Annotated in this window: 23 protein-coding genes; 9 read left to right on the top strand and 14 right to left on the bottom strand. The window is 72.7% G+C overall.

The genetic code is table 11. From position 1 onward, the window contains the following. Positions 1-15 precede the first annotated feature (15 nt). Genes AB0C19_RS32600 through AB0C19_RS32610 form a run of 3 tightly spaced genes read right to left on the bottom strand, consistent with a single transcriptional unit; the run spans position 16 to position 3,897 of the window. Positions 16-1,653: a prenyltransferase/squalene oxidase repeat-containing protein gene (locus AB0C19_RS32600; RefSeq protein WP_357191614.1), complete on the bottom strand. Its 1,638-nt coding sequence runs from the start codon at positions 1,651-1,653 to the stop codon at positions 16-18. Beyond that, entirely contained in the window at positions 1,646-2,563 is a 918-nt protein-coding gene (locus tag AB0C19_RS32605) for a terpene synthase family protein (RefSeq protein WP_357191616.1), read from the bottom strand. The genes AB0C19_RS32600 and AB0C19_RS32605 overlap by 8 nt, the downstream gene beginning before the upstream one ends. Further along, entirely contained in the window at positions 2,560-3,897 is a 1,338-nt protein-coding gene (locus AB0C19_RS32610) for a cytochrome P450 (protein WP_357191651.1), read from the bottom strand. The genes AB0C19_RS32605 and AB0C19_RS32610 overlap by 4 nt, the downstream gene beginning before the upstream one ends. A gap of 445 nt (positions 3,898-4,342) precedes the next feature. Here AB0C19_RS32610 and AB0C19_RS32615 point away from each other — a divergent pair, with 445 nt between their 5' ends. Then, positions 4,343-4,591 (top strand): DUF2630 family protein, encoded by a 249-nt coding sequence (locus tag AB0C19_RS32615; protein WP_091403743.1) that lies wholly within the window; start codon positions 4,343-4,345, stop codon positions 4,589-4,591. A 44-nt stretch (positions 4,592-4,635) separates the two neighbouring features. Here AB0C19_RS32615 and AB0C19_RS32620 read toward each other — a convergent pair whose 3' ends face one another. The 3 genes from AB0C19_RS32620 to AB0C19_RS32630 all read right to left on the bottom strand — a co-directional run bounded on the left by AB0C19_RS32620 (position 4,636) and on the right by AB0C19_RS32630 (position 7,347). Further along, positions 4,636-5,565 (bottom strand): RIO1 family regulatory kinase/ATPase, encoded by a 930-nt coding sequence (locus AB0C19_RS32620; protein ID WP_357191619.1) that lies wholly within the window; start codon positions 5,563-5,565, stop codon positions 4,636-4,638. A 211-nt stretch (positions 5,566-5,776) separates the two neighbouring features. Next, entirely contained in the window at positions 5,777-6,421 is a 645-nt protein-coding gene (locus tag AB0C19_RS32625) for an HAD family hydrolase (RefSeq protein ID WP_357191621.1), read from the bottom strand. Between the two features lie 65 nt (positions 6,422-6,486). After that, the gene (locus AB0C19_RS32630) at positions 6,487-7,347 is read right to left on the bottom strand and encodes a carbon-nitrogen hydrolase family protein (protein ID WP_357191624.1); all 861 of its coding nucleotides are present in this window, start codon (positions 7,345-7,347) and stop codon (positions 6,487-6,489) included. Between the two features lie 77 nt (positions 7,348-7,424). On the opposite strand from AB0C19_RS32630, the gene AB0C19_RS32635 reads away from it, so the two are divergent. From AB0C19_RS32635 to mug, 6 genes are all read left to right on the top strand, one after another. After that, positions 7,425-7,997 carry a TetR/AcrR family transcriptional regulator gene (locus AB0C19_RS32635; RefSeq protein ID WP_091403732.1) on the top strand — a complete coding sequence of 191 codons (573 nt, stop codon included), beginning with the start codon at positions 7,425-7,427 and terminating at the stop codon, positions 7,995-7,997. A gap of 81 nt (positions 7,998-8,078) precedes the next feature. Beyond that, complete coding sequence (locus tag AB0C19_RS32640) at positions 8,079-9,011, top strand: TIGR04222 domain-containing membrane protein (protein WP_357191626.1); 933 nt, start codon at positions 8,079-8,081, stop codon at positions 9,009-9,011. Further along, a complete protein-coding gene (locus tag AB0C19_RS32645) occupies positions 9,008-9,826 on the top strand; it encodes a DUF692 domain-containing protein (RefSeq protein WP_357191628.1) in 819 nt (272 codons plus the stop codon). The genes AB0C19_RS32640 and AB0C19_RS32645 overlap by 4 nt, the downstream gene beginning before the upstream one ends. Then, the gene (locus AB0C19_RS32650; RefSeq protein WP_357191630.1) at positions 9,823-10,359 is read left to right on the top strand and encodes a hypothetical protein; all 537 of its coding nucleotides are present in this window, start codon (positions 9,823-9,825) and stop codon (positions 10,357-10,359) included. The genes AB0C19_RS32645 and AB0C19_RS32650 overlap by 4 nt, the downstream gene beginning before the upstream one ends. Further along, the gene (locus AB0C19_RS32655) at positions 10,344-11,105 is read left to right on the top strand and encodes an SDR family oxidoreductase (protein WP_357191632.1); all 762 of its coding nucleotides are present in this window, start codon (positions 10,344-10,346) and stop codon (positions 11,103-11,105) included. The genes AB0C19_RS32650 and AB0C19_RS32655 overlap by 16 nt, the downstream gene beginning before the upstream one ends. A gap of 143 nt (positions 11,106-11,248) precedes the next feature. Next, complete coding sequence (gene mug, locus AB0C19_RS32660) at positions 11,249-11,842, top strand: G/U mismatch-specific DNA glycosylase (protein WP_357191653.1); 594 nt, start codon at positions 11,249-11,251, stop codon at positions 11,840-11,842. Positions 11,843-11,979: 137 nt separating this feature from the next. Here mug and AB0C19_RS32665 read toward each other — a convergent pair whose 3' ends face one another. The 3 genes from AB0C19_RS32665 to AB0C19_RS32675 form a co-directional block, all read right to left on the bottom strand. Further along, positions 11,980-13,956 (bottom strand): ABC transporter ATP-binding protein, encoded by a 1,977-nt coding sequence (locus tag AB0C19_RS32665; RefSeq protein WP_357191655.1) that lies wholly within the window; start codon positions 13,954-13,956, stop codon positions 11,980-11,982. Positions 13,957-14,070: 114 nt separating this feature from the next. Next, a complete protein-coding gene (locus AB0C19_RS32670) occupies positions 14,071-14,838 on the bottom strand; it encodes an enoyl-CoA hydratase/isomerase family protein (protein ID WP_357191634.1) in 768 nt (255 codons plus the stop codon). Positions 14,839-14,884: 46 nt separating this feature from the next. Next, entirely contained in the window at positions 14,885-15,112 is a 228-nt protein-coding gene (locus tag AB0C19_RS32675; RefSeq protein ID WP_007462679.1) for a helix-turn-helix domain-containing protein, read from the bottom strand. A 216-nt stretch (positions 15,113-15,328) separates the two neighbouring features. Between AB0C19_RS32675 and AB0C19_RS32680 the strand changes: the two genes are divergently transcribed. Then, positions 15,329-15,928 (top strand): cadmium resistance transporter, encoded by a 600-nt coding sequence (locus AB0C19_RS32680; RefSeq protein ID WP_357191636.1) that lies wholly within the window; start codon positions 15,329-15,331, stop codon positions 15,926-15,928. A 21-nt stretch (positions 15,929-15,949) separates the two neighbouring features. Here AB0C19_RS32680 and AB0C19_RS32685 read toward each other — a convergent pair whose 3' ends face one another. Further along, positions 15,950-17,554 (bottom strand): ABC-F family ATP-binding cassette domain-containing protein, encoded by a 1,605-nt coding sequence (locus tag AB0C19_RS32685; protein WP_357191637.1) that lies wholly within the window; start codon positions 17,552-17,554, stop codon positions 15,950-15,952. A 264-nt stretch (positions 17,555-17,818) separates the two neighbouring features. Between AB0C19_RS32685 and AB0C19_RS32690 the strand changes: the two genes are divergently transcribed. Beyond that, a complete protein-coding gene (locus tag AB0C19_RS32690; protein ID WP_357191640.1) occupies positions 17,819-18,742 on the top strand; it encodes a neutral zinc metallopeptidase in 924 nt (307 codons plus the stop codon). A 70-nt stretch (positions 18,743-18,812) separates the two neighbouring features. On the opposite strand, the gene AB0C19_RS32695 is transcribed toward AB0C19_RS32690, so the two are convergent. The 4 genes from AB0C19_RS32695 to AB0C19_RS32710 all read right to left on the bottom strand — a co-directional run bounded on the left by AB0C19_RS32695 (position 18,813) and on the right by AB0C19_RS32710 (position 21,160). Beyond that, positions 18,813-19,172, bottom strand: a complete 360-nt coding sequence (locus AB0C19_RS32695) for an SgcJ/EcaC family oxidoreductase (protein ID WP_357191642.1) — start codon at positions 19,170-19,172, stop codon at positions 18,813-18,815. A 65-nt stretch (positions 19,173-19,237) separates the two neighbouring features. Next, entirely contained in the window at positions 19,238-19,537 is a 300-nt protein-coding gene (locus tag AB0C19_RS32700; RefSeq protein ID WP_357191644.1) for a muconolactone Delta-isomerase family protein, read from the bottom strand. Positions 19,538-19,632: 95 nt separating this feature from the next. Beyond that, entirely contained in the window at positions 19,633-20,280 is a 648-nt protein-coding gene (locus AB0C19_RS32705; protein ID WP_357191646.1) for an acVLRF1 family peptidyl-tRNA hydrolase, read from the bottom strand. Between the two features lie 247 nt (positions 20,281-20,527). Then, positions 20,528-21,160 (bottom strand): LysE family transporter, encoded by a 633-nt coding sequence (locus AB0C19_RS32710; RefSeq protein ID WP_357191649.1) that lies wholly within the window; start codon positions 21,158-21,160, stop codon positions 20,528-20,530. Between the last annotated feature and the right edge of the window lie 465 nt (positions 21,161-21,625).

The following is a 21,625-nucleotide window of genomic DNA, read 5'->3' on the forward strand; positions in this document are numbered from 1 at the left end:
TGTCCACACAACCCCTCAAGTTGCTGTTTTTGTTGACTGGTAACCGCAATCCACCACCGATCGGTCGACACCGGAGGCACGGATGCCGGCCAGTCGGCAGGCGGCGAGCACCGCGGCGCGAACGATGACGGTCGGACAGTACAGCTCCTTGCCGTACCACAGTGGAGGGTGCTCCCGGGTTGCGGATTCGTGCAGGTAGGCGTGTCCACGCGCCACGGCGTCGTCGACCCGTGGCACAGTCGTCGGCACCGTCAGCAGCACCTGGAGGGCGTACGCGGTCTCCTCGGCGGTGCCGTCCCACCGCCCCCACGAACCGTCCGCGCGCTGGCTGTTCAACACCCAGCCGGCCGCCCGATCCACCGCCTCGGCGGCGGCCGCGCCCCGCCCGAACTCGGCCAGTGCCAGCACGCAGCAGGCGGTGGCGTAGTACGGCGAGGCGTGCCACCGGTCCTGCCAGGCGCCGTCCGCGCGCTGGTGCCCGGTCAGCACCGCACTCAGCCGGTCGACCGCCCGGTGATAGCGCGCCCCCGCGTCCGGGTGCCGGCTCAGGCGCTGACCGAAGGCGTCCAGCACGTGGGCGTTCGTGGTGACCGAGAAGCCGTCCTCCCCCGGCCAGGTGCAGAAACCGTCAGCCGTCTCGTACGCCCACAGGCTGGCCGGGTCTGCCGGACGGCCGAGCCGGGCCAACGCGTCGAGGCACACCGCTGTGGTGTCGGCGTCGGTCGGCAGGCCGTCGCCGGTGGCGATTCCCTGGCCGGCGGTGGCGGCGGTCAGGCTCTCCAGGACGGAGGCCGGTGGTGTGATCGTGATCCCGGCCCGGTGCAGACCGCTCAGCACCCAGGCCCGCTCGAAGACGGTGATCGGTGCCGGGCAGGGCACCGGGCCGCCTCCGTCCCGGATCAACGCCCGCAGGAACGCGTGCGCGGTGGGGCCTGCGGCCGGGCCGGCCGCGGTCAGCCAGGCCGCGGTCGCGGCGGGTGAGGCGCCGACCGCGGTGAGCGTTGGGCCGGCGTCGGTGGGTACCGCGTCCAGGATCTCGTGGAAGTGGGCCAGCTTCGGTGGCAGCGCCTTTCCAGCGGCCGCCGCGGACCGCACCGCGCGCAGCCGGTCCCGGCTGAGCCCGGTGGGCAGCGGCAATGGTGGGCGGGGCAGTCGGGCGGCGGTGGCCCGCTCCAGCCCGGCGAGCCGGTCGTTGATCGTGTCGACAAGCGCCGGGACGATGAGGTCCAGCGCGGGGGTGTCCGGCAGGGTCCGGGCGTCGTTGGGGAGCAGCGTGCCGACGAGCGCACCGAGCCCGCGGGCCACCGGAGCGAGCAACTCCTCCCCGGCCCTGCCGTCGGCCAGCTCCGCGAGCAGCGCGTCGGTGGCGCTCAGTGTCGGTACCAGGGCGTACCCCTCGGGTGGGCCCCACGCCCCGTCCGGGCGCTGACCGCGCAACAGGAACGTGATCCGCTGGTGGTGCCCGGGCAGCCAGGGAGCGACGGCGACCAGCCGCCCGGTCTCGTACACCGACGCGGCGACCTGCCCCCACGGCCGCCGGCCAAGGCCGGCGATCAACTCGCGGGCGGCGTCGGCGACCGGGGCGGCGGTGGTGGCGACTGCGGCAGCGGCGGTCGCCTCGTCGGCGAGCACCCGGGTGGCGCAGTCACTCATCGCGCTCCCCCCAGAAGTCCGACAGCTGGTAGAAGCCGCCGGTGAAGGAGATCTGCCGGTTGAGGTAGTCCGCCTGGCGGGGGCACCGCTCGGCGAGGGCTGCCAGGTCCCCCCGAGACCGGGCGGTCAGCTCGGCCAGCCGGTCGTGTACCTGCGCCGGGTCGTCGACCAGCGAGAGGGCGTTCAGGTCACCCCACTCGGCGTCGCGCTTCTGCGTGGCGAGGTCGTTGACCAGCCGCAGCACCCGCTGCACGCCACGTCCGGCGTCCAGCAGGTCGGTCAACTGGGCGAGGGTCTTCTCGTCGCCGGTGGCTATCCAGTGGGTGACGTTGACGAAGGAGCTGCCAGAGTTGTCGGCGTTCTCCAGGTAGTGGTCCAGGTCTGGCAGGCGTCGCCCGGTGGTCGGGTCGGTCGGCAGGTTCTTCCAGTCCCACTCCCGAGCCCCGGCGGCGAGCATCCGGGCCAGCTCGTCGCGCCAGATCGGGCGCAGCCGGGCGAACGCCGGCACGGTGGCCAGTTCGTCGCGCAGGTCGGCCAGCAGCCGGGCCAGGTGTCCCCCTGGTGGGGGCACCGCGCCGTCGGCCACCGCCAGGCAGTCGTTCACCACCTGCCGGACGTCGTCCACGGACCGGGCGAGGTAGTCGACCTGCCAGTCGGCCGCGAAGACCCAGAGCACGGTACGGGTGGTGATCCGCAGTTCGGCGGCGGTGTGCCAGGGTGCGATGAAGGCGACCACTGTGGCCACCGAGCTGAGCAGCGCCGGGTCGAACGGTGCGGCGTCGAACAGCTCCGGGTGGGCGGCGGTGACGCCCTGAAGGTCGCGTACGCCGCGCACGGCGAGCGCGCACACCCGGCCCTGCTCGGCGACCGCGTCCTGACCGGCCCGTGCCGGTCGCGGGGTCTCGGTCACGATGCGACCGGACGCTCGACCGGGGTGAGGATGACCTCGGCCCGCTGCTTGGGTTGCAGCGAGGCGCCCATCCGAGGCGTGAGGTCGGCGGGTTCGCGCAGCCGGAAGCGGTAGCGGCTCAGCACTGTGCTGACGATGAGCTGCGCCTCCAGCAGGAACAGGTACTGCCCGAGGCACTGGTGCGGGCCCCCGCCGAACGGGAAGTAGGAGTAGCGGTAGCGCCGCCGGGGCAGCTCCGGCGCGAACCGCTCCGGGTCGAAGAGCGCCGGGTCGGTCCAGAACGTCGACATCCGCTGGGTGACGTACGGGCTGACCAGCACTGTGCCGCCGGCCTTGATCCGCACCCCGCCCAGCACGTCGTCGCCCACTGCGGTGCGCGGGATCATCCAGCCGGCCGGGTAGAGCCGCAGCATCTCGTCGAGCACCATCCGGCCGTAGCGCAGGTGGGGCAGGTGCTCGCGGCCGACCCGTTCGGCGCCGACCACCCGTTCGATCTCGTCGGTCATCCGCTCGGCCACGTCGGGCCGGGACGCCAGGACCGGCCAGAGCCAGGAGAGCAGAGCGATGGTGGTCTCGGTGGCGGTGGAGAACATCGCGACCACGTCGCCGCGGATCGCGTACTCGTCGGGTTCGCTGCCGTCGGCGCGCGGCCGGCAGAGCGTGGAGATGATGTCGTCGCCGTCTGTGGGATGGGCTCGGGCCTCCCGGATGATCGGCAGCACCACCTCGTCGATGGCGCGCACCGCGTCGCGGAAGCGCCGGTCGCCGGGGATCGGCACCGCGTACGGCACGGCGGGCATCAGCAGCCGGGGGAGCATCGCTGTGGTGAGGGTGTTCAGCGCGGCGCTGATCCGCAGGGCATCGGGGACCGAGATCCGGTCGGCGAACAGCACCCGCATCGTGGTGCGCAGGACGATCCGGGTCAGCTCGGCGCCGCCGTCGATCGGGCGTCCGGCGAGCGCCGGTTCGAGCCACTCGTCTACCGCCTCGTTGATCGCCTCGGCCATCTTGTCGACGAGCGTCTCGGCCCGCTTGGCGGTGAACAACGGTTGCAGCGCGCCTCGGCTGGACTCCCAGATCTCACCCTCAGCGACCAGGATGGCGTCACCGACGATTCGACGCACAGGTCGCCAGAGCAACCCGTCGCCGTCGCGGGTGTAGTTGGCAACGTTGTCCCGCAGGACGCGTTGCAGGTGCTCAGGATGGCTGACGAGATAGGGGCGGAACGAGCCGAGGTTGAGCCGGATGACCTCGCCGTCGGCGTCCTGCGCGAAGTTGACGAGCGCGCCCAGCGGATCGCGAACCAGTGCCGGCAGAGCGCTTCGTAACGGGATTGTCCGGGGCTCGGTGCTGACGGTGGCGGGGCGCGCCTCGGACACCTGCGACATCGAACCACGTCTCCTCGTCGTCCCGGCGACCGCGGCGGTCCACTTCGGTCGGGCGGGTTGATGAAACTTTCACCTTCTGGGCCGCCGGAAGCATCTCACCTAACGAGGGGCACCTCCAGACTTGCGGACGGCGCAATTTCCATCTAAGCGCGCGCATACCCGTCGATGTTTACATCTGACCGAAATCCTGAATGGATATTCAGGAACAACACCGCACCGGGCGCGTCGGCGGCCCAGCGCGATGGGCTAACCGGCCGCGTGCCGCCGACCTGGCTGCGGCGGCGGCACCGGACGGACGGCCTCGGGCTGGCCGGTGCGGGTCGGTGATCCAGGACGCACCGGTACCCCCGAATCCGGGCGATGCCCGGCACCCTGTGCCAGGCTCTGTGACATGGACGACAAGACCATCCTGAACCGGATCTCCGAGCTGGTCGACGAGGAACACAAGCTGCGTGCCGACGCCCAGGCCCACGAGTCGGGCACCGAGGGCGAGGCCAGCGAGCGACTGCGCGCCCTGGAGGAGTCCCTCGACCAGTGCTGGGACCTGCTGCGCCGCCGCCGGGCCGCCCGGGAGACCCACGGCGACCCGGACGCCCAGGGCGAACGCCCCAAGCCCGAGGTGGAGCGCTACCTGCAGTAGCCGACGTGGCGGGTCGGGCGGTGTGGCCGCCCGACCCGCTCCGATCAGCGCAGGCCCGCCTCGTGCAGCAGCTCTCCGGTCAACAGGCCGGGGTCCACCTCTTCGGCGGGGAGACCCCGGGCCGCGAACCAGGCGCCGACCACCCGCACATCGCGGGCCAGGAACTCCGGCCCCTGCGGGTTCGCCACCACGTCGACCACCTGCGGCAGGTCGATCACGACCAGCCGACCCTGGTGCACGAGCAGGTTGTACGGCGACAGGTCGCCATGCGCGTAGCCGGCCCGTGCCAGCACCCGTAGCGCCTCCACCAGTTGGGCCCACAGGTCACGCAGCTCGGTCGGGCCGGGTCGCAACTGGGCCAGTCGGGGTGCCGCCTCCCCCGACTCGGCGTCACCAACGAACTCCAGCATCAGCTCGGTGCCCCGCAACTGCACCGGGTACGGCACGGCGATCCGGTCGTGCCCGGCACCGATCTCCCAGAGCCGGCCCAGCGCGGCGAACTCGGCCGCCGCCCACTGTCCGGCGATCATCTGCCGGCCGAACGCCGTCCGGCCGGCCATCGCCCGGTTCTCCCGGGACCGGCGCACCCGACGGCCCTCCAGGTAGCCGGCATCGCGGTGGAACAACCGGTGCTCGGGATCGCGGTAGCGTTTCACAGCGAGCAGGCAGGACCGGTCGGTGTCCGGCACGGCCCGGCGGACCAGGTGGACGTCCGCCTCCTTGCCGGTCTTCAACACACCCAGCTCGGTGTCCTTGGCGGCCAACTCGGTGACCAGCCAGGCGGGACGCGGCTGCGGCCCGTGCACGGCGTCGTCCCAGGACGACCAGCGTTCGCCGGTGTCCGGGTCGGGCTCACTGTCCGGGTCTGCGAGCGGCTCGCTGGGCCGCCCGCGCTTCAGAAACTGCGGTTCGTCGTCGTCGAAGCGGCTCTTGCCGCGGCGGCGCTCGAGCGCCGGAAGGTCATGATCGCGCACTGTGGTGAGGTTCCCTTGGTCGAGGCTGAGATAGGCAGCTGGAAGCGACCTGCAAAGACGGCCATGACCGACCCCCTCTCCTCGACCGGGCACACGCCCGGGATGCACCATGCGCGGACAATGCTCGTACCACCACGTCCGCCGGTCAACCGAATTAGCGGGCCGCCACCCGAACGGCCGCTCCGACGCACGATCGGCGGCGCGGAAACCCTCAGCGGGCCAGGACGGTGGCGACCGCGGCGATCAATCCGTCCACCGTGCGGCTCGGCGCGAACCGGACGTCCGACCAGGTGCGCCCCCGGTGCAGCCAGACGCTGGGCAGCCCGACGGCGGCGGCGCCGCCGATGTCCGCCTCCGGGCTGTCACCGATCACCCACGCCCCCCGCAGCGGCATCCGGACCCGCTGGGCGGCGAGCGCGAAGATTCTCGGGTTGGGTTTGCTGACGCCGGCCTCCTCGGAGATCACCCAGTCCGCTACGTACTGGTCCAGCCCGGTCTGGCGAATCTTGGCGTCCTCGACGCGTACGGTGCCGTTGCAGACCACCACCGGCACCCAGCCGGCGTCGTCGGCGATCCGCAGCGCGCAGGCGGTCAGCGGGTCGAGCCGGGTCTGCGCCACCACCCCGTCGTGCAGCTCCTCGACCAGGTCGATCGAGGGAATGCGCAGCTCGTAACGGTCCCGGATGGCGTCGGCGAGGTCCCAGCGGTCGGTCAGACCGTCGGCGTCGATCGAGATCAGCCAGTCGATGTCGGTGTGGGGCGCGCCGATGCCGTCCAGGAAGCGCTCACCCCAGCGGCGGAACGGCCCGGCCCGATCCAGCAGGGTGTTGTCCAGGTCCAGCAGGAGCAGTGGCACTCGGGCACCCTACGGGACCGACGTGTCCGCCAACAGATGCGGCGGGTATCGACCTGACGAAGGGCTCAGCCAGGCATCGACAGCCGCGGGCCGCCCTGGTCCGACAGCCGATCGACGAGCATCGAGTGGGCCGCCCGGGTGGCGGCGAGCACGACGGGATCCAGCGTCGCCACGAGCACCGCCGTGCCGTCGTCCGCCCCGCGGGCCAGCACCCGCCCCTCGGGGTCGTAGATGGCCGCACCCCCGTTGAACCGCCACGGGTCGACACCGCCGACCGCGTTGGCGAAGACCACGAACATCGTGTTGTCCAGGGCACGTGCGGCGTAGTAGAGGTCCCGGCGGTGCTCGGAGCCGGCCAGGTATCCGCTGGGGCACAGGTAGGCGTGTGCGCCGTCGAGGGCGGCGGCCCGGCCGTGCTCGGGGAAACAGCCGTCGTAGCAGATGCCCAGCCCGAGCCGCCAGTCGTCGACGAGCAGCGTGGCACCCCTGTCGCCGGGGGTGAACAGCTCCCGTTCGTCGCCCCACAACTGTTGCTTGTCGTACCCGACGCGCACCTCGCCGCTCCGGTCGACCACCAGCGCCGCGATGGTCCGCCGACCGTCCGAGTGCCGGGCGGCAGCGCCGACCAGCGCGGTCACACCGGCCTCTCGCGCCGCGACGCGCAGCGGGTCGAGCCGGGGATCCGCGACCATCCCGGCCGGATCGACCGCGACGTCGGTGCCGGCCGGGTCGGCGGCGAGGACCGGCGGGTGGTACGCGCAGAGGAACAGCTCCGGCAGGACGGCCACCCGGGCACCCCGCTCGCCGGCTCGACGGACCAGGTCGGCGGCGATGACCGCGTTGCCGGCGACGTCGCCCGGCGTGGGGGTGGCCTGGACGGTGGCCACTGTCAGCGGGGAGCTGGGCACTGCGCGGGGCTGGGTCACCGGGCGATGGTAATCGGCGACATCCCAAGCCGTACGTACGGTTTGCGTGCCCCGGTGTGACCTGCAACGATCGACGTGTGCCCAGAGTAAGCCAGGACCAGCTCGACGCTCGCCGGCAGGAGATCCTCGCCGCGGCCCGGGCGTGTTTCGCCCGGCTCGGCTACGAGGGGGCGACAGTACGCCGCCTCGAGGAGGCCACCGGACTCTCCCGTGGCGCGATCTTCCACCACTTCCGCGACAAGGACTCGCTCTTCCTCGCCGTCGCCGAGGACGATGCCGCGGCGATGGTCGAGACGGTGGCCCGCAACGGTCTGGTGCAGGTGATGCGCGATCTGCTCGCCCGCGCCGTCTCGCCGGACACCACCGGCTGGCTGGGCAGCCAACTGGAGGTCTCCCGGCGGCTGCGCACCGACCCCGCGTTCGCCAGGCGGTGGGCGGAGCGGTCCGCCGCGATCGCGGAGGCGACCCGGGACCGGCTGGCCCGCCAGCGCGACGCCGGGGTGCTGCGCGAGGACGTACCGATCGACGTGCTGGCCCAGTTCCTGGAGCTGGCCTACGACGGCCTGGTGCTGCACCTGGCCATGGGCCGGCCTGCCGGTGACCTGGGCCCGGTGCTCGACCTCGTCGAGGAGGCGGTCCGCCGCCACTGACCACACGCACACCGGTCGGAAGCCCGTGGCGAGGCTGCTCCACAATGGGGCCGCCGATCCCTCCGGTGACAGGAGCAGTCGATGAACGTCCACGCCGCGTCCGGCGACACCTGGGGCATCTCCGGCCCGACCTTCCTCCGGTACTACCTCGCGGCGGCCATCCTGGTGGTGGCGATCGCGGCGTACTACCGGATCCGCCTGCTGACCGCCCCGGCGCACCCCACAGTCGATCCACTCGGAGCGCAGCAGGTCGCGTACCTCAACGGTGGCCCTCAGCTCGCTGTGCACGCGGCGCTGGGTGGGCTGCGCGGCAGCGGCGCGGTAGGCGTACGACCGGACCGTCGGCTGACCACCGTCGGTGCCGCGCCGACCGGCCTCACCCCACTGGATCAGGCCATCCACTGGGCCGCCCACCAGCACTCCCGGGTCCGGGACCTGCCGCAGGACGAGCGCGTACGCACCGCGTTGGACCAGATCCGCAACGGCCTGGAGCAGCGCGGGCTGCTGACGAACGACGCGCAGCGTGCCCGCGCCCGCCTCTGGAGCCAGTTCCTGTGGGCCCTGCTGGGCCTCGGCGTGCTCCGGCTGTTCTCCGGCCTGTTCAGCGGTCGCCCGGTGGGTTACCTGCTGCTCACCCTTGCGGCCCTCCTGTGCGCGGCCCTGCTGCTGCGCCGGGCACCCGTCCGCACCCGGGCCGGTCGCGCCGCCCTTCGTTCCGTCCGCGGCGAGCACACCCACCTCGCGCCGGCCTCAGCGCCCGCCTACGCCACCTACGGAGCGGCCGGCGCGGCGATGGGCGTCGCCCTGTACGGCACCGCCTCGCTCTGGGCGCTCGACCCGGGCTTCGCCGAGCAGGCCGAGATTCAGCGCCAGGCCCTCTCCGGCAACGGCGGCTGGACGGGCGGGTCCGACGGATCGTCCGGTGGCGGAGGCGACAGCTCCGGTGGGGACGGCGGCAGCTCCTGCGGCGGTGGAGGCGGCGGGTGCGGGGGCGGCGGCGGGTGCGGCGGATGACCGGCCCGTCCGGGGTCGGCATCGGCTGGCGTCCGGAGATCGCCGGCTTCGTGGCCGAGCTGCCCGGCCTGCGCTTCGTCGAGGTGGTGGCCGAGGGGGTGCCCGCCTCCGGGCCGCTCCCGCCCGGTCTGACCCAGCTACGGGACCGCGCGGTGACAGTCGTACCGCACGGGGTGCGGCTCTCCCTCGGCGGCGCCGAGCCGGTCGACAGGGCCCGGGTCGCCCACCTGGCCGCTGTGGCACAGCGTCTGGACGCCCCGTTGGTCAGCGAGCACATCGCGTTCGTCCGGGCCGGCGGCCTGGAGGCCGGCCACCTGCTGCCCCTGCCGCGCAGCCGGGAAGCCGTCGACGCGGTCTGCGCCAACGTGAGGCGGGCACAGGCCGAGCTTCCGGTGCCGATCGCGCTGGAGCCGATCGCCGCGCTTGTCGACTGGCCCGACGACGAGTTGACCGAGGCGGACTTCCTCACCGAGATCCTCGACCGGACCGGGGCACTGCTGCTGCTGGACGTGGCCAACGTGCACGCCAACGCCCGCAACCGGGGTGCCGACCCGCTGGCGTTGCTGGACCGCCTGCCGCTGGAGCGGGTCGCGTACGTCCACGTGGCCGGCGGCTCGGAACGCGGCGGTTTCTACCACGACACCCACACCGACCCGGTGCCGGCGGCGGTGCTGGAGCTGGTCGGCGAGCTCTGCGCCCGGCGGCGACCGCCGGCGCTGCTGCTGGAGCGCGACGGTCACTACCCGCCGGCCGCGGACCTCCGCGCCGAACTGGACGCCCTGGCCGCCGCCGCGGGCTTTCCGGCCGTGACATGACGGGCGAACCCTCCGCGCAGACGCCCCGCGCCGGGCTCGCCGAGCGGCAGGCCGAACTGGTCGCGGCGCTGGTCGCCGGAGGGCCACCCCCGCCGGGGTTCGCGCCGGGGCCGCTGGCCGCCACCCGTGCGGCAGTGCTGCGTAAACGCGCCGGTGAGGTGGCCCGGCACTGGCCACTGCTCGCCGCCGGCCTCGGTGCCGGGTGGCCGACCACCTTCGCCGACTGGGCCGCCCGGCGACCGCCCGCCGGATCGCTGCGCGACGGTTGGGACCTGGCTCGGGCACTGCACGAGCAGCACGCGCTCCCCCCGGCGGCCACCGAGGAGCTGGCCGTCCGGGAGGCACGCCTGCGCTACGACGGGCTTCAGGCGCCGCGTCCGCGCCGGGTGCCGGCGGTGGGCCGCGCCGGCGGCGCCGTCGCGGTGCAGATCGCCGGCCGGGTACGCCTGCTGCGCCCCGCCCCACGGGTATCGGACCCTGCTGGCGACGCCGTACCGGATGCGGCAGGATCGGAGTTATGGATCTCGGACTGACCGACCGCGTGTACGTCCTCACCGGCGCCTCCCGCGGTCTGGGTTACGCGACAGCGCAGAGCCTGGTCGCCGACGGTGCGCGGGTGGTGCTCTCGGCCCGCGACCCGGACGCGGTGGCCGCCGCGGCGCAGCAGCTGGGTGGCCCGGAGCACGCCGTCGGGCTGACCGCGGACCTGACCGACCCGGAGACCCCGGGGCAGCTCGTCGCCGCCGCGCAGGAGCATTTCGGCCGGCTCGACGGCGCGCTGATCTCGGTCGGTGGGCCACCGCCGGGCAATGCCGCAGCGGTCACCGACGAGCAGTGGCGGCTCTCCTTCGAGACCGTCTTCCTGGGCACCATCCGCGCGGTCCGCACGATCGCCAACGCCCTGCCCGAGGGCGGCGCGATCGGGTTGGTGCTCTCCACCTCGGCTCGCGGCCCGGTGCCCGGCCTGGGCATCTCCAATGGTCTGCGGCCCGGCCTGGTCGGCGCGGCCAAGGACATCGCGGACGACTACGGCCCGCGGGGGGTCCGAGTGGTCGGCCTGTTGCCTGGCCGGATCATGACCGACCGCAACCGGGAGTTGTTCGGAGCGACCGGCGACCCGGAGCGGGCCCGCGCCGAGGCGGAGGCCGGCATCCCGCTGCGCCGCGTCGGCGACCCCGCCGAGTTCGGCCGGGTGGCCGCGTTCGTGCTCTCCCCCGCCGCGAGCTACCTCACCGGGATCACCCTGCCGGTCGACGGCGGCGCGCTGCGCGGGCTGTGACCCCCGACGGGGCCCGAGCTGCCCGCGCCGTGACGCCGCCCGAGGAGACCCGGTCCGACCACCCGGCCGTTGATCGACTCGGCTTCAAGGAAATCGGGCGGTCAAAGCGACCAGGACCCCCCGACTTCCAGGAACCCGAGTGGATCACCCGGACCGACCTGACGGCCGGGACGGCCCGGCCGACCCGGGCGGAGCTGGCGGCGGCTGCGGACCGGACCATTCCCGACGTGCTCGCGCCGGGGCTGGAGGTGCTCTTCGTCGGCATCAACCCGGGCCTGTGGTCGGCGGCTACGGGCTGGCACTTCGCTCGACCCGGCAACCGGTTCTGGCCGGCGCTGCACCGGGGTGGGTTCACCCCTCGACTGCTGCACCCCAGCGAACAGGACGAACTACCCGCGCTCGGGCTCGGCATCACCAACATGGCCGCCCGGGCCAGCGCCCGCGCGGCCGAGCTGAGCACCGAGGAACTCCTCGACGGCGCGGCGATCCTGACCGACAAGGTGGCCCGGTACCGGCCGCGCTGGGTGGCCGTGGTGGGAGTGACCGCGTACCGGATCGGTTTTCAGCGGCCGAAGGCCACCTTCGGGCCGCAGCCCCAGTCGCTGGCCGGCGCCCGGCTGTGGGTGCTGCCCAACCCCAGCGGCCTGAACGCGCACTTCACACCGATCACCCTGGGCCTGGCCTTCGCCGAGTTGCGGGCGGCGACCGAGCTACCAGACCGTCGCCCGCCGGGCTAGCCAACCGTTGATCGACTCGGTGTCAAGGAAGTCGTGCGGTCAACGCCGCCAGGACACCCCGACTTCCAGGAACCCGAGGTGCACGCGCGGGGCTCGCCGGAGTGAGGGCGACGAACGCCAGCGGTGACGGGTTGTCGTCAGTTGGCGGCGGCGGGCGGCAGCACCTCGTCGGCGCGGTAGGTGCCCAGCGGCATCACCACCGGCTCGGGACCTGTCGCGTCGACGAACGGGGTGGGCGAGTCGGCGACCGCGAACTGGGTGCGGTACAGCTCGGCGTAGAGCCCACCGACAGCTACCAACTCCTCGTGCCGCCCGCGCTCGACGATCCGCCCACCGTCCAGGACAAGGATCTGGTCGGCGTCGCGCACTGTGGAGAGCCGGTGCGCGATCACGAGCGCGGTTCGCCCGGCCAGCGCCACCGACAGCGCACGCTGCACCGCCGCCTCGCTCTCCGAATCCAGGTGTGCTGTCGCCTCGTCGAGGATGACGATCGACGGGGCCTTGAGCAGCAGTCGCGCGATAGCGATGCGCTGCTTCTCGCCGCCGGAGAACCGGTAGCCGCGCTCGCCCACAGTGGTGTCCAGACCGTCGGGCAGGGCCCGAACCAGATCGGCCACCTGCGCCCCGGCCAGGGCGGCCCAGATCTCGTCGTCGGTGGCGTCCGGTCTGGCGTAGCGAAGATTCTCGGCGATCGTCTCGTGGAACAGGTGCGAATCCTGAGTGACCACACCGATCTCGTCGCGCAGGGAGGCGAGCGTCGCGTCGCGCACGTCCACCCCGCCGACGAGCACCTGCCCGTCGCTGACGTCGTAGATCCGGGAGATGAGCATCGACAGTGTCGACTTGCCTGCCCCGGACGGGCCGACCAGCGCGACCATCTGGCCCGGCTCGACGCTGAACGAGACCCCCTTGAGCACCGGTTCGTTGACGGTCCGGTCGAGCGTGGCGACCTCCTCAAGGGAGGCGAGGGAGATCTCGGCGGCACTCGGGTAGCGGAAACGCACGTCGCGGAAGTCGACCCGGCCGGCACCCACCGGCACCGGCACCGCGTCGGGCCTCTCCACGATGCCCGGCTTGAGGTCGAGCACCTCGAAGACCCGGTCGAAGGAGACCAGCGCGCTCATCACGTCCACCCGGACGTTGGAGAGCGCCGTGAGCGGCCCGTACAGGCGGGTGAGCAGCAGCGCGAGCGTCACCACGGTGCCGGCGCTGACACCGCCGGTCACCGCGAGCCAGCCGCCGAGACCGTAGGTCAGTGCCTGTGCCAGCGAGGCGACCAGCAGCATCGCCACGAAGAACGTGCGGGAATACATGGCGGACTGGATGCCGATGTCGCGGACCCGCTCGGCCCGGTCACCGAACCGGCGAGCCTCGATCTCGGGCTGGCCGAAGAGCTTCACCAGCAGCGCGCCGGCCACCCCGAACCGCTCGGTCATCGTCGCGTTCATCTTGGCGTCGAGGTTGTACGCCTCGCGGGTGATGTCCGCCAGCCGTCGACCGACCCGGCGGGCCGGAATGATGAAGATCGGCAGCAGCACCAGTGACAGCGCGGTGATCTGCCAGGAGAGGGTGAACATCACCGCCGCGGTGAGCACCAGCTGGATGACGTTGCTGACCACACCGGACAGGGTGGAGGTGAACGCCCGCTGGGCGCCGAGCACGTCGTTGTTGAGCCTGCTGACCAGGGCGCCGGTCTGGGTACGGGTGAAGAACTGCAACGGCATCCGCTGCACGTGGTCGTAGACCCGGGTGCGCAGGTTGAAGATGATGCCCTCGCCGATGCGGGCGGAATACCACCGTTGGGCCAGCGACAGCAGCGCGTCGGCGACCGCCAGCGCGGCGATGAACAGGGCCAGCCGCACCACGAGCCGCCCGGCCTCGGTGCCACCCCGGTTGATCGCGTTGATCACGTCACCGGCGAGCACCGGAGTGGCCACGCCGATGATGGCGGCCAACACCACAGTCGCCAGGAAGACGACGATGTCGCGCCGGTAGGGGTGGGCGAAGGCGACGATGCGGCGGGCCACCCCGCGCTTGAGCCGGTGGCCGGAGACCTCGTCGCGGTTGCGCATCGACCGGAGCATGCTCCACCCGGCCATGCCACCGCCGGACATCGGGTTGGACATCGCTCACCTCCGGGTTGCCGGGCAGACCGCACCGTCAGGTCAATTCTCCCGACGAGTGTGACAACCTCGGTCGTAACCCGGATCTTCCCGTGCGGTCCTTACCTATTCTCCAGTGCCGGCCAGGTCACGCAGCCGGCGGGTCTGCGCCTCCCGCTCGGCGCGCTGCTGGTCGGCGTGCGACCGCCCGCCCGCACCGGCGAGCAGCGCCTTGATCTCCACCACCGCGTCGCGGGCCCCGGAGAGCAGGCCGGCGGTCAGGTCCCGCACCGCGTCGTCCAGCTCGGCCGGGGGTACGACGAGGGTGGCCAGCCCGATCCGGTCCGCCTCGGCGGCGTCCAACCGGCGACCCGTCGCGCAGATCTCCAACGCCCGCGAATACCCGACCAACTCGACGAGGCGTTTCGTGCCGGCCAGATCCGGCACCAGGCCGAGGGTCACCTCGGCCATCGACAGCTTCGCGTCCGCGGACAACACTCGCAGGTCACAGGCGAGCGCGAGCTGGAAGCCAGCACCGATGGCATGGCCCTGCACGGCCGCGACGGAGACGACATCCGGCCGGTGCAGCCAGGTGAAACCGGCCTGGAACTCCGCGATGCGCTCGGCGCACTCCTGCTCGGGCAGCGTGGCCAGCTCAGCGAACGACCCCGGACCGGAGGCGCCCGCCACCGCGAGATCGAGGCCGGCCGAGAACGCGCGACCCTCACCACGGACCACCACCACCCGCACGTCGCCAGGCAGGTCGCGGGAGAAGTCGCTCATCGCTCGCCACATCGCGGGCGTCTGGGCATTGAGCACGTCGGGCCGGCACAACGTCACCGTGGCGACCGGCCCGTCGCAAGTCAGCCGAACCCCGGTCGCCTCGGCGGTCACCGGACGTCCCGGGGCGCGGCGGTGGTGGACGACGCTGAGGGGCGGGTCACGCCTTCTTGCGGCGCCGGGCGCCACCGCGCTGACGCAGTTGCACGCCGGACTCGGTGAGCACTCGGTGGATGAACCCGTAGGAACGGCCGGTCGAGGCCGCCAACGCGCGGATGCTCTCCCCCGAGGTGTACCGCTTTACCAGGTCCTTGGCGAGCGTCTGACGCTCGGCTCCGACGATCCGGCGACCCTTCTCAGTGCTGGTGGCTGTGCCAGTGGCTGCCATGCTGTGTCCTCACGTCCCAGACTGTGCGGTTCGGATACGGTCCCACCTATTAGACCGCCTCGAACGATCATGCGCCAGATATCAACTCTTCGCCAACCGACACGCTATGCAATGTCAGCTTCCCGATAGAGTGATCCTGGCGATCCGGCCCGCTGCGGCGTCCGCGCGTACCACCGCCGGAGCTGGCCGCTGCCGACGGCCCGTAGCCTTCCGGTCGTGATCGACCTGTTGAGCACCGCCGGTGCGGCGGCCGTGGTCTTCGCCGCCACCGACATCGACGACATCGTCATTCTGACGCTGTTCTTCGTCGCGGCCCGTACCACCGGCCGACCCCGCACCCGGGAGATTGTCGCCGGCCAATACCTCGGCATCGGCGCGCTCGCGTTGGCCAGCGCGGTGATCGCGGGTGGACTCCTGGTGGTCCCCGACCCGTGGACGGGGCTGCTCGGCCTGCTGCCGATCGCGCTCGGCGTACGCGCATTGCGGAGTTCGGGCGACGACGAGGCGCCGGCGGTCGTCACCGGAGCGCTCGGCGTGGCCGGGGTGACCATCGCGAACGGCGCCGACAACGTCGCTGTCTACGTACCCGTCTTCCGGGCCCTCGGTGTCGCCGACAGTGCCGTGTTCCTGCTGGTCTTCGTGCTGCTGATCGCGCTCTGGTGCGTGGCCGGGGCCTGGTTGGGCGGGCACCGGAGGGTGGTCCGGCTGGTCGAGCGCGCCGGCGCCTGGCTGGTGCCGACGATCTTCGTCGCCATCGGGCTGGTGATCCTGGTCAGCTCCGGCGTGCTCGGCCGACTGGCCGACCTGCTCGGCTGAGAGCCGACCGAGCCTCCTCGGTCAGGCCAGCTCGACCAACTCGAGAAGGTCGTCGCTCCAGGCGTCCTCGTCGCCGTCGGGCAGCAGGATGGCCCGGTCCGGCTTGAGCGCCAGCACCGCACCCGGGTCGTGGGTGACCAGGACGATCGCTCCGGGGTAGTTGGCGATGGCGTCGAGCACCTGCTCCCGGCTGACCGGGTCGAGGTTGTTCGTCGGCTCGTCGAGCAACAGCACGTTGGCGCCGGAACAGACCAGAGTGGACAGGGCCAGCCGGGTCTTCTCGCCGCCGGACAGCACGCCGGCCGGCTTGTTCACGTCGTCGCCGGAGAAAAGGAACGCGCCAAGGATCTTGCGCAGATCGGTGTCGGACTGCTCGACGGCGGCGGCGCGCATGTTCTCCAACACCGTCCGCTCCACGTCCAGCGTCTCGTGCTCCTGCGCGTAGTAGCCCAGCCGCAGGCCGTGCCCCGCGTGCACCTCGCCGGTGTCCGGGCCGAGCAGCCCGCCGAGCATCCGCAGCAGGGTCGTCTTACCGGCGCCGTTGAGCCCGAGGATGGCCACTCGGGAGCCTCTGTCCACCGCCACGTTGACGTCGGTGAAGATCTCCAGCGATCCGTACGACTTGGAGAGGCCGGTCGCCGTGAGCGGGGTCTTGCCGCACGGCGCGGGGCTGGGGAAACGCACCTTGGCCACCCGGTCGGAGACCCGCACCTCCTCCAAGCCGGAGATCAGCTTCTCGGCGCGGCGGGCCATGTTCTGCGCGGCGACGGTCTTGGTGGCCTTGGCCCGCATCTTGTCGGCCTGCGCCATCAGCGCGCCGGCCTTCTTCTCCGCGTTGGCCCGCTCCCGGCGGCGGCGTCGCTCGTCGGTCTCGCGCGCCTCCAGGTACGCCTTCCAGCCCAGGTTGTACACGTCGATGACCGACCGGGTGGCGTCGAGGAACCAGACCTTGTTGACCACCGACTCCAGCAGCGCGCCGTCGTGGGAGATCACGATCAGGCCGCCCTTGTGGTTGGCGAGGAAGCCCCGCAACCAGGTGATCGAGTCGGCGTCGAGGTGGTTGGTGGGCTCGTCGAGCAGCAGGATGCCGCCACCGTTCTCGCCGGCGTCGCGGAACAGGATCCGGGCCAGCTCGATGCGGCGACGCTGGCCACCGGAGAGGGTGCCGATGGTCTGTGCGAGCGCCCGGTCCGGTAGGCCGAGGTTCGCGCAGATCCGCGCTGCCTCAGCCTCGGCCGCGTACCCGCCGAGGGCGGCGAACTGGTCCTCCAGCGCGCCGTACCGACGGACCAGCTTGTCGGTGGCGTCCTCGGCGAGGCGGGCCTCGACCTCCTGCATCTGGGACATCAGGACGTCCAGGCCGCGCGCGCTGAGCACCCGGTCGCGGCCGGTGACCTCCAGGTCGCCGGTGCGCGGGTCCTGCGGCAGGTAGCCGATGGCGCTGCGCTGGTCGATCTGGCCGCCGTACGGTTGCCCCTCGCCGGCGAGCACCTTCAGCGTGGTGGTCTTTCCGGCGCCGTTGCGACCGACCAGGCCGATCCGGTCACCGGGCTGCACGCGCAGGGTGGTGTCGGACAGCAGGATCCGGGAACCGGCGCGCAGTTCCAGGCCGGTGACAGTGATCATGTTTGCGGGCTCGCTCTCGGGGTTCGGAAGGCTGACTCGGGGCACGCGAAACGGCCGGCGGGCTCAAGGGGCCCGACGGCGCGGGGCGGTTCAGCCTTCGCAGCGCAGCACCCGACAAGTGTACCGGGCGCCGCCGGACGTCCCGCCCGGATTACCGATCAAGATCATCGGGTATCGGAACGCCTGTCCGGACCCCGTCCGGCATTCGATGGACGAAACGACACACAAAAGACACTCACCGGCATACGGCGATCGGGGTCACCCATGGAACTCAACGAGCGGGCCGAGCTCGACACCTCCCAGGCCAACGACCTGGGCCGGGGCAGCGGCGGGTCGGGCGGCGGCTTCGGCATCCCCATCCCCGGCGGCGGGGGCCGGGGCGGCATCATCGGCATCGTGGTGGCCGTCCTCGTCGCCCTGCTCGGCGGCGGGTTCGGTCTCAACGCCATGACCAACGGAGACGAGGGCGGGCAGGCCGGAGGCACCGACCTGGAGCAGTTGTGCTCCACCGCGAACCCCGAGCGTCTCGACGACGCGCGCTGCCGCAACCTGCTCTACGTCAACAGCATCCAGGCCTACTGGCAGAAGGCGTACCCGGAGTTGGGCAACGGAAAGTACGAGGCGACCGACACCAACTTCTTCCAGGCCGCCGTGAACACCGGCTGCGGGCAGGCCGACTCGGGCGTCGGCCCGTTCTACTGCCCCGCCGACAAGCAGGTGTACATCGACCTGAGCTTCTACGACGAGCTGGCCTCCCGGTTCGGCGCCAAGGGCGAGTTCGCCCAGCCGTACGTGCTCGCCCACGAGTACGGCCACCACGTCCAGAACCTGCTCGGCACCAACGCGAAGGCCGGCCAGGGCGACCAGAGCGGCCCCCGCTCCGCCTCCGTGCGGCTGGAGTTGCAGGCCGACTGCTACGCCGGCGCCTGGGCCAAGCACGCCACCGAGAGCAAGGACAAGACCGGCCAGCAGCCGCTGTTCAAGTCGATCACCGAGGCGGACATCAACCAGGCCATCGAAGCCGCCGAGGCGATCGGCGACGACAGCATCCAGGAGCGCTCCGGCGGGCAGGTCAACCCCGACCAGTTCACCCACGGCACGTCCGAGCAGCGCAAGCGTTGGTTCAACCAGGGCTACGACCGCGGCGACCCGAAGACCTGCGACACCTTCGGCACCGACCAGCTCTGACATCCGCTCCGACATCGTGGCAGGTCCTTCGGGGCCTGCCACGATCGTCATTCCTGCCGAAGCGTCCGGGTCAGGTGAGCCGCGAGACCTGGTAGTGGCCGATGAGCCAGTCGTCGTCGACCCGCCGCAGGAGCACGCCGAGGTTGACGGTCAGAGCCGGCCGGTCGGTGAAGCCGAACTCCACCTCCAGGTAGCCGAGGACCACGTCGTCGGCGAGACGGCGGGTCTCCCTGATGTCGTACGCTGCGGTCAGGCCGAGCGGCTGTCCGGCGTAGTACGCGGCGACGCCGGCACGACCGACCGTGTACGGCTGCAACCCCTGAAATATCGCGTCCTCGGTGAAGCACGCCGCGACGCGGTCGGGCTCGTGGGCGTCGACAGCCGACTTCCACCGGTCGAGGACGGTACGCAGAATCTGCGCCTCGGACATGATGATCTCCCTGCTGACGGACGTGTCCCATGGCGTGCCTGTCGAGGCGGCGTGCCCTCGCAGGCTCAGCGAGGCGGCTGACCAGGGTCGTTCGGGTGCGGCGTCAACGGTGTGACGGTCTCGCGCCGCCAGGCGCGCAGCGGCATCGACGCGAGCACAGCCTCCAGTTCGTCGGCGTTGTCGGCCTGGAACAGCCCCCACGTACGCCACTCCCCCGGTGCCAGCGGCGGCCGCCACAGCCGCAGCAGACTGCCCTGGGCCGTCAGCTCGGCCGAACGCGCCGCCTCTCGCGCGCGCATGTCGGCGACCCCGTCCTCCGACGTTCCCTGCGGCACCGTCGTCACCATGTCAACCAGAAACTCCACGCGCCCATCCTCCGGCGGCCGGCCGGGCAGCACGCCGCGAACCCCGTTTTGGGTGGCGATCGTCTCCCCTCCCCCGCCGCCAGCGCAGGCCGAGGTCAGTCGGGGTCGCGCACCAGGATCCGTACCGCCCGGGCCGCACCCACCGCCGCGACCAACACCGCGTGCCGGGGCTCCGGCACGTCGAGCAGCCGCTCCGCCCGCAACGGCACGAGCGGGGCCAACCGCCGGTCGGCCAGCACCCCGTCCACCGCCCGCCGGTCACCGCCGCAGACCAGCGCCGCCAGCCTCGACGCCTCCGGCAACAGCAGCCGTACGGCCAGGTCCGCCGCGTCGCCCAGCGCAGCCTTCGCCTGGTTGTCACGCCGGCGGGCGAACCGGTGCTGCGACCATCCCCCCGCAGCGGTGCGCCCCTGCACGTAGCGGGTGTCCACCTTGGAGACGACGATGTCGGCACCCTCGGCCACCCCGAGCGCCACAGCGCCCTTGCGGGCCAGCAGCAGACCGATCCGGCGGGGCATGACGGCGGAGGCCACGAACCCGGGCACATCCACGCCGGCCGGCGCACCCGGTGGGGCGTACAGCTCGGCGGTTGCCCCGTCCGGGGCGGCGAGCAGCAGGCCGTACTCCTGGGCGCTGGTGGTGGGCGGGCCGTGCCGGTCGGCGAAGCCCTCGACCCAGCGGCCGACGCGGGCCGGGTCGACCTCGACCCACCGGCCTCCGCCCGCTGCGGGTCGACTGGTCATCGCCCGACCGTACGGCACAGCGCACCCATCCGGACCTCCGGGCGGCACGCGGATCCAGCGCGGTCGGCCGGCCCAACGGATCCGGGGCGGCGCCGGAGGGCCCGGCACGGCGCCCGGCGGGCGGCCCAGCACGGCGCCCGGCGGGCGGCCCAGCACGGCGTGCAGTACGAGCCCGGCCCCGTCCGACGCGCGGTAGGCGGCCCAGCGGGCCTGGCCGGGTGGTGGCTGGGCAGCCGGGTGGTGACCGCTAGCCCGGCAGCAGCGCGGCCACCGCCAGCGCGGCGATGAGCGCGCTGGAGACCAGGCCGGTGACCAGCCGGCCACGCGGCCCAGTCAGGGCCCGACCGACCACAGTGCCACCGCCGGCAATGACCAGTTGCCAGCTCGCCGACGCCAGGAACACCCCGGCGACGAAGAGTGCCACCGGGGCCATGCCCGAGTCGACAGTGTCCCGGCGGCCGAGCACCAGGGCGGTGAAGTAGAGCACCGTCATCGGGTTCAGCAGGGTCAACCCGAGCAGCGCCGCGAAGGCCCGCCCCGGAGTGCTCATGCCCCCACCGTCGCGTGCCGCCGGCGGTCGCTGCGAGCGGTGCGCTGACCACGTCCGCCACAGACCGTGCCCGGCGAGACCCAGCAGGACCACGGCGGCGACCACCCGCAGGGGCCCGGCGACCGGCGCGATGATCCCGGCCAGGCCGGCGCCGCCGAGCACCGCCACCACCGCGTAGAGCCCGTCGGCCGTCGCCACCGCGAGCGCCGCCGCCGCACCGACCCGGAACGAGGTACGGGCGCTGAGCCCCAGAATCAGGATCGCGATCGCGCCGACGGGAATGGCGACGCCGTAGCCGGCCACCAGGCCGGCGAAGAACGCGCCGCTCATCGACGTCGGTGGCGGGTCGAGGTTCGCCCCCGGAGCGGCCGCTGTCGACGCACGGCAGTCGCCGCACGGACAGGAACCTGCATCGGGTACGCCTCAATCACACGCGCATCCTCCGCGCCGGACCCGCGCCCCCGCCACCGATTTTCCCCCGCCCTCGCGCCCCCACGCCCCCACGCCTCCGCGCCTCTTTGCCTCCGCGCCTCCGCGCCCCCACGCCTCCGCGCCCCCACGCCTCCGCGCCCCCACGCCCCCACGCCTCCGCGCCTCTTTGCCTCCGCGCCCCCGCGCCCCCACGCCTCCGCGCCTCCACGCCTCCACGCCTCCACGCCTCCGCGCCTCCGCGCCTCCGCGCCTCCGCGCCTCCGCGCCTCCGCGCCTCCGCGCCTCCGCGCCTCCGCGCCTCCGCGCCTCCGCGCCCCCGCGCCCCCGCGCCCCCGCGCCCCCGCGCCCCCGCGCCCCCGCGCC

Source organism: Micromonospora sp. NPDC048842 (assembly GCF_040649935.1).
In the GTDB taxonomy this organism is placed as follows: Bacteria; Actinomycetota; Actinomycetes; order Mycobacteriales; family Micromonosporaceae; genus Micromonospora; species Micromonospora hortensis.

Excerpts from the sequence above, each read along its gene's own strand:
- AB0C19_RS32655 (WP_357191632.1), top strand. The coding sequence starts at position 10,344 with ATGGATCTCGGACTGACCGACCGCGTGTACGTCCTCACCGGCGCCTCC.
- AB0C19_RS32710 (WP_357191649.1), bottom strand. The coding sequence starts at position 21,160 with ATGAGCGGCGCGTTCTTCGCCGGCCTGGTGGCCGGCTACGGCGTCGCC.
- AB0C19_RS32665 (WP_357191655.1), bottom strand. The coding sequence starts at position 13,956 with ATGTCCGGCGGTGGCATGGCCGGGTGGAGCATGCTCCGGTCGATGCGC.
- AB0C19_RS32695 (WP_357191642.1), bottom strand. The coding sequence starts at position 19,172 with ATGTCCGAGGCGCAGATTCTGCGTACCGTCCTCGACCGGTGGAAGTCG.
- AB0C19_RS32675 (WP_007462679.1), bottom strand. The coding sequence starts at position 15,112 with ATGGCAGCCACTGGCACAGCCACCAGCACTGAGAAGGGTCGCCGGATC.
- AB0C19_RS32690 (WP_357191640.1), top strand. The coding sequence starts at position 17,819 with ATGGAACTCAACGAGCGGGCCGAGCTCGACACCTCCCAGGCCAACGAC.
- AB0C19_RS32685 (WP_357191637.1), bottom strand. The coding sequence starts at position 17,554 with ATGATCACTGTCACCGGCCTGGAACTGCGCGCCGGTTCCCGGATCCTG.
- AB0C19_RS32600 (WP_357191614.1), bottom strand. The coding sequence starts at position 1,653 with ATGAGTGACTGCGCCACCCGGGTGCTCGCCGACGAGGCGACCGCCGCT.
- AB0C19_RS32615 (WP_091403743.1), top strand. The coding sequence starts at position 4,343 with ATGGACGACAAGACCATCCTGAACCGGATCTCCGAGCTGGTCGACGAG.
- AB0C19_RS32705 (WP_357191646.1), bottom strand. The coding sequence starts at position 20,280 with ATGACCAGTCGACCCGCAGCGGGCGGAGGCCGGTGGGTCGAGGTCGAC.
- AB0C19_RS32650 (WP_357191630.1), top strand. The coding sequence starts at position 9,823 with ATGACGGGCGAACCCTCCGCGCAGACGCCCCGCGCCGGGCTCGCCGAG.
- AB0C19_RS32640 (WP_357191626.1), top strand. The coding sequence starts at position 8,079 with ATGAACGTCCACGCCGCGTCCGGCGACACCTGGGGCATCTCCGGCCCG.
- AB0C19_RS32645 (WP_357191628.1), top strand. The coding sequence starts at position 9,008 with ATGACCGGCCCGTCCGGGGTCGGCATCGGCTGGCGTCCGGAGATCGCC.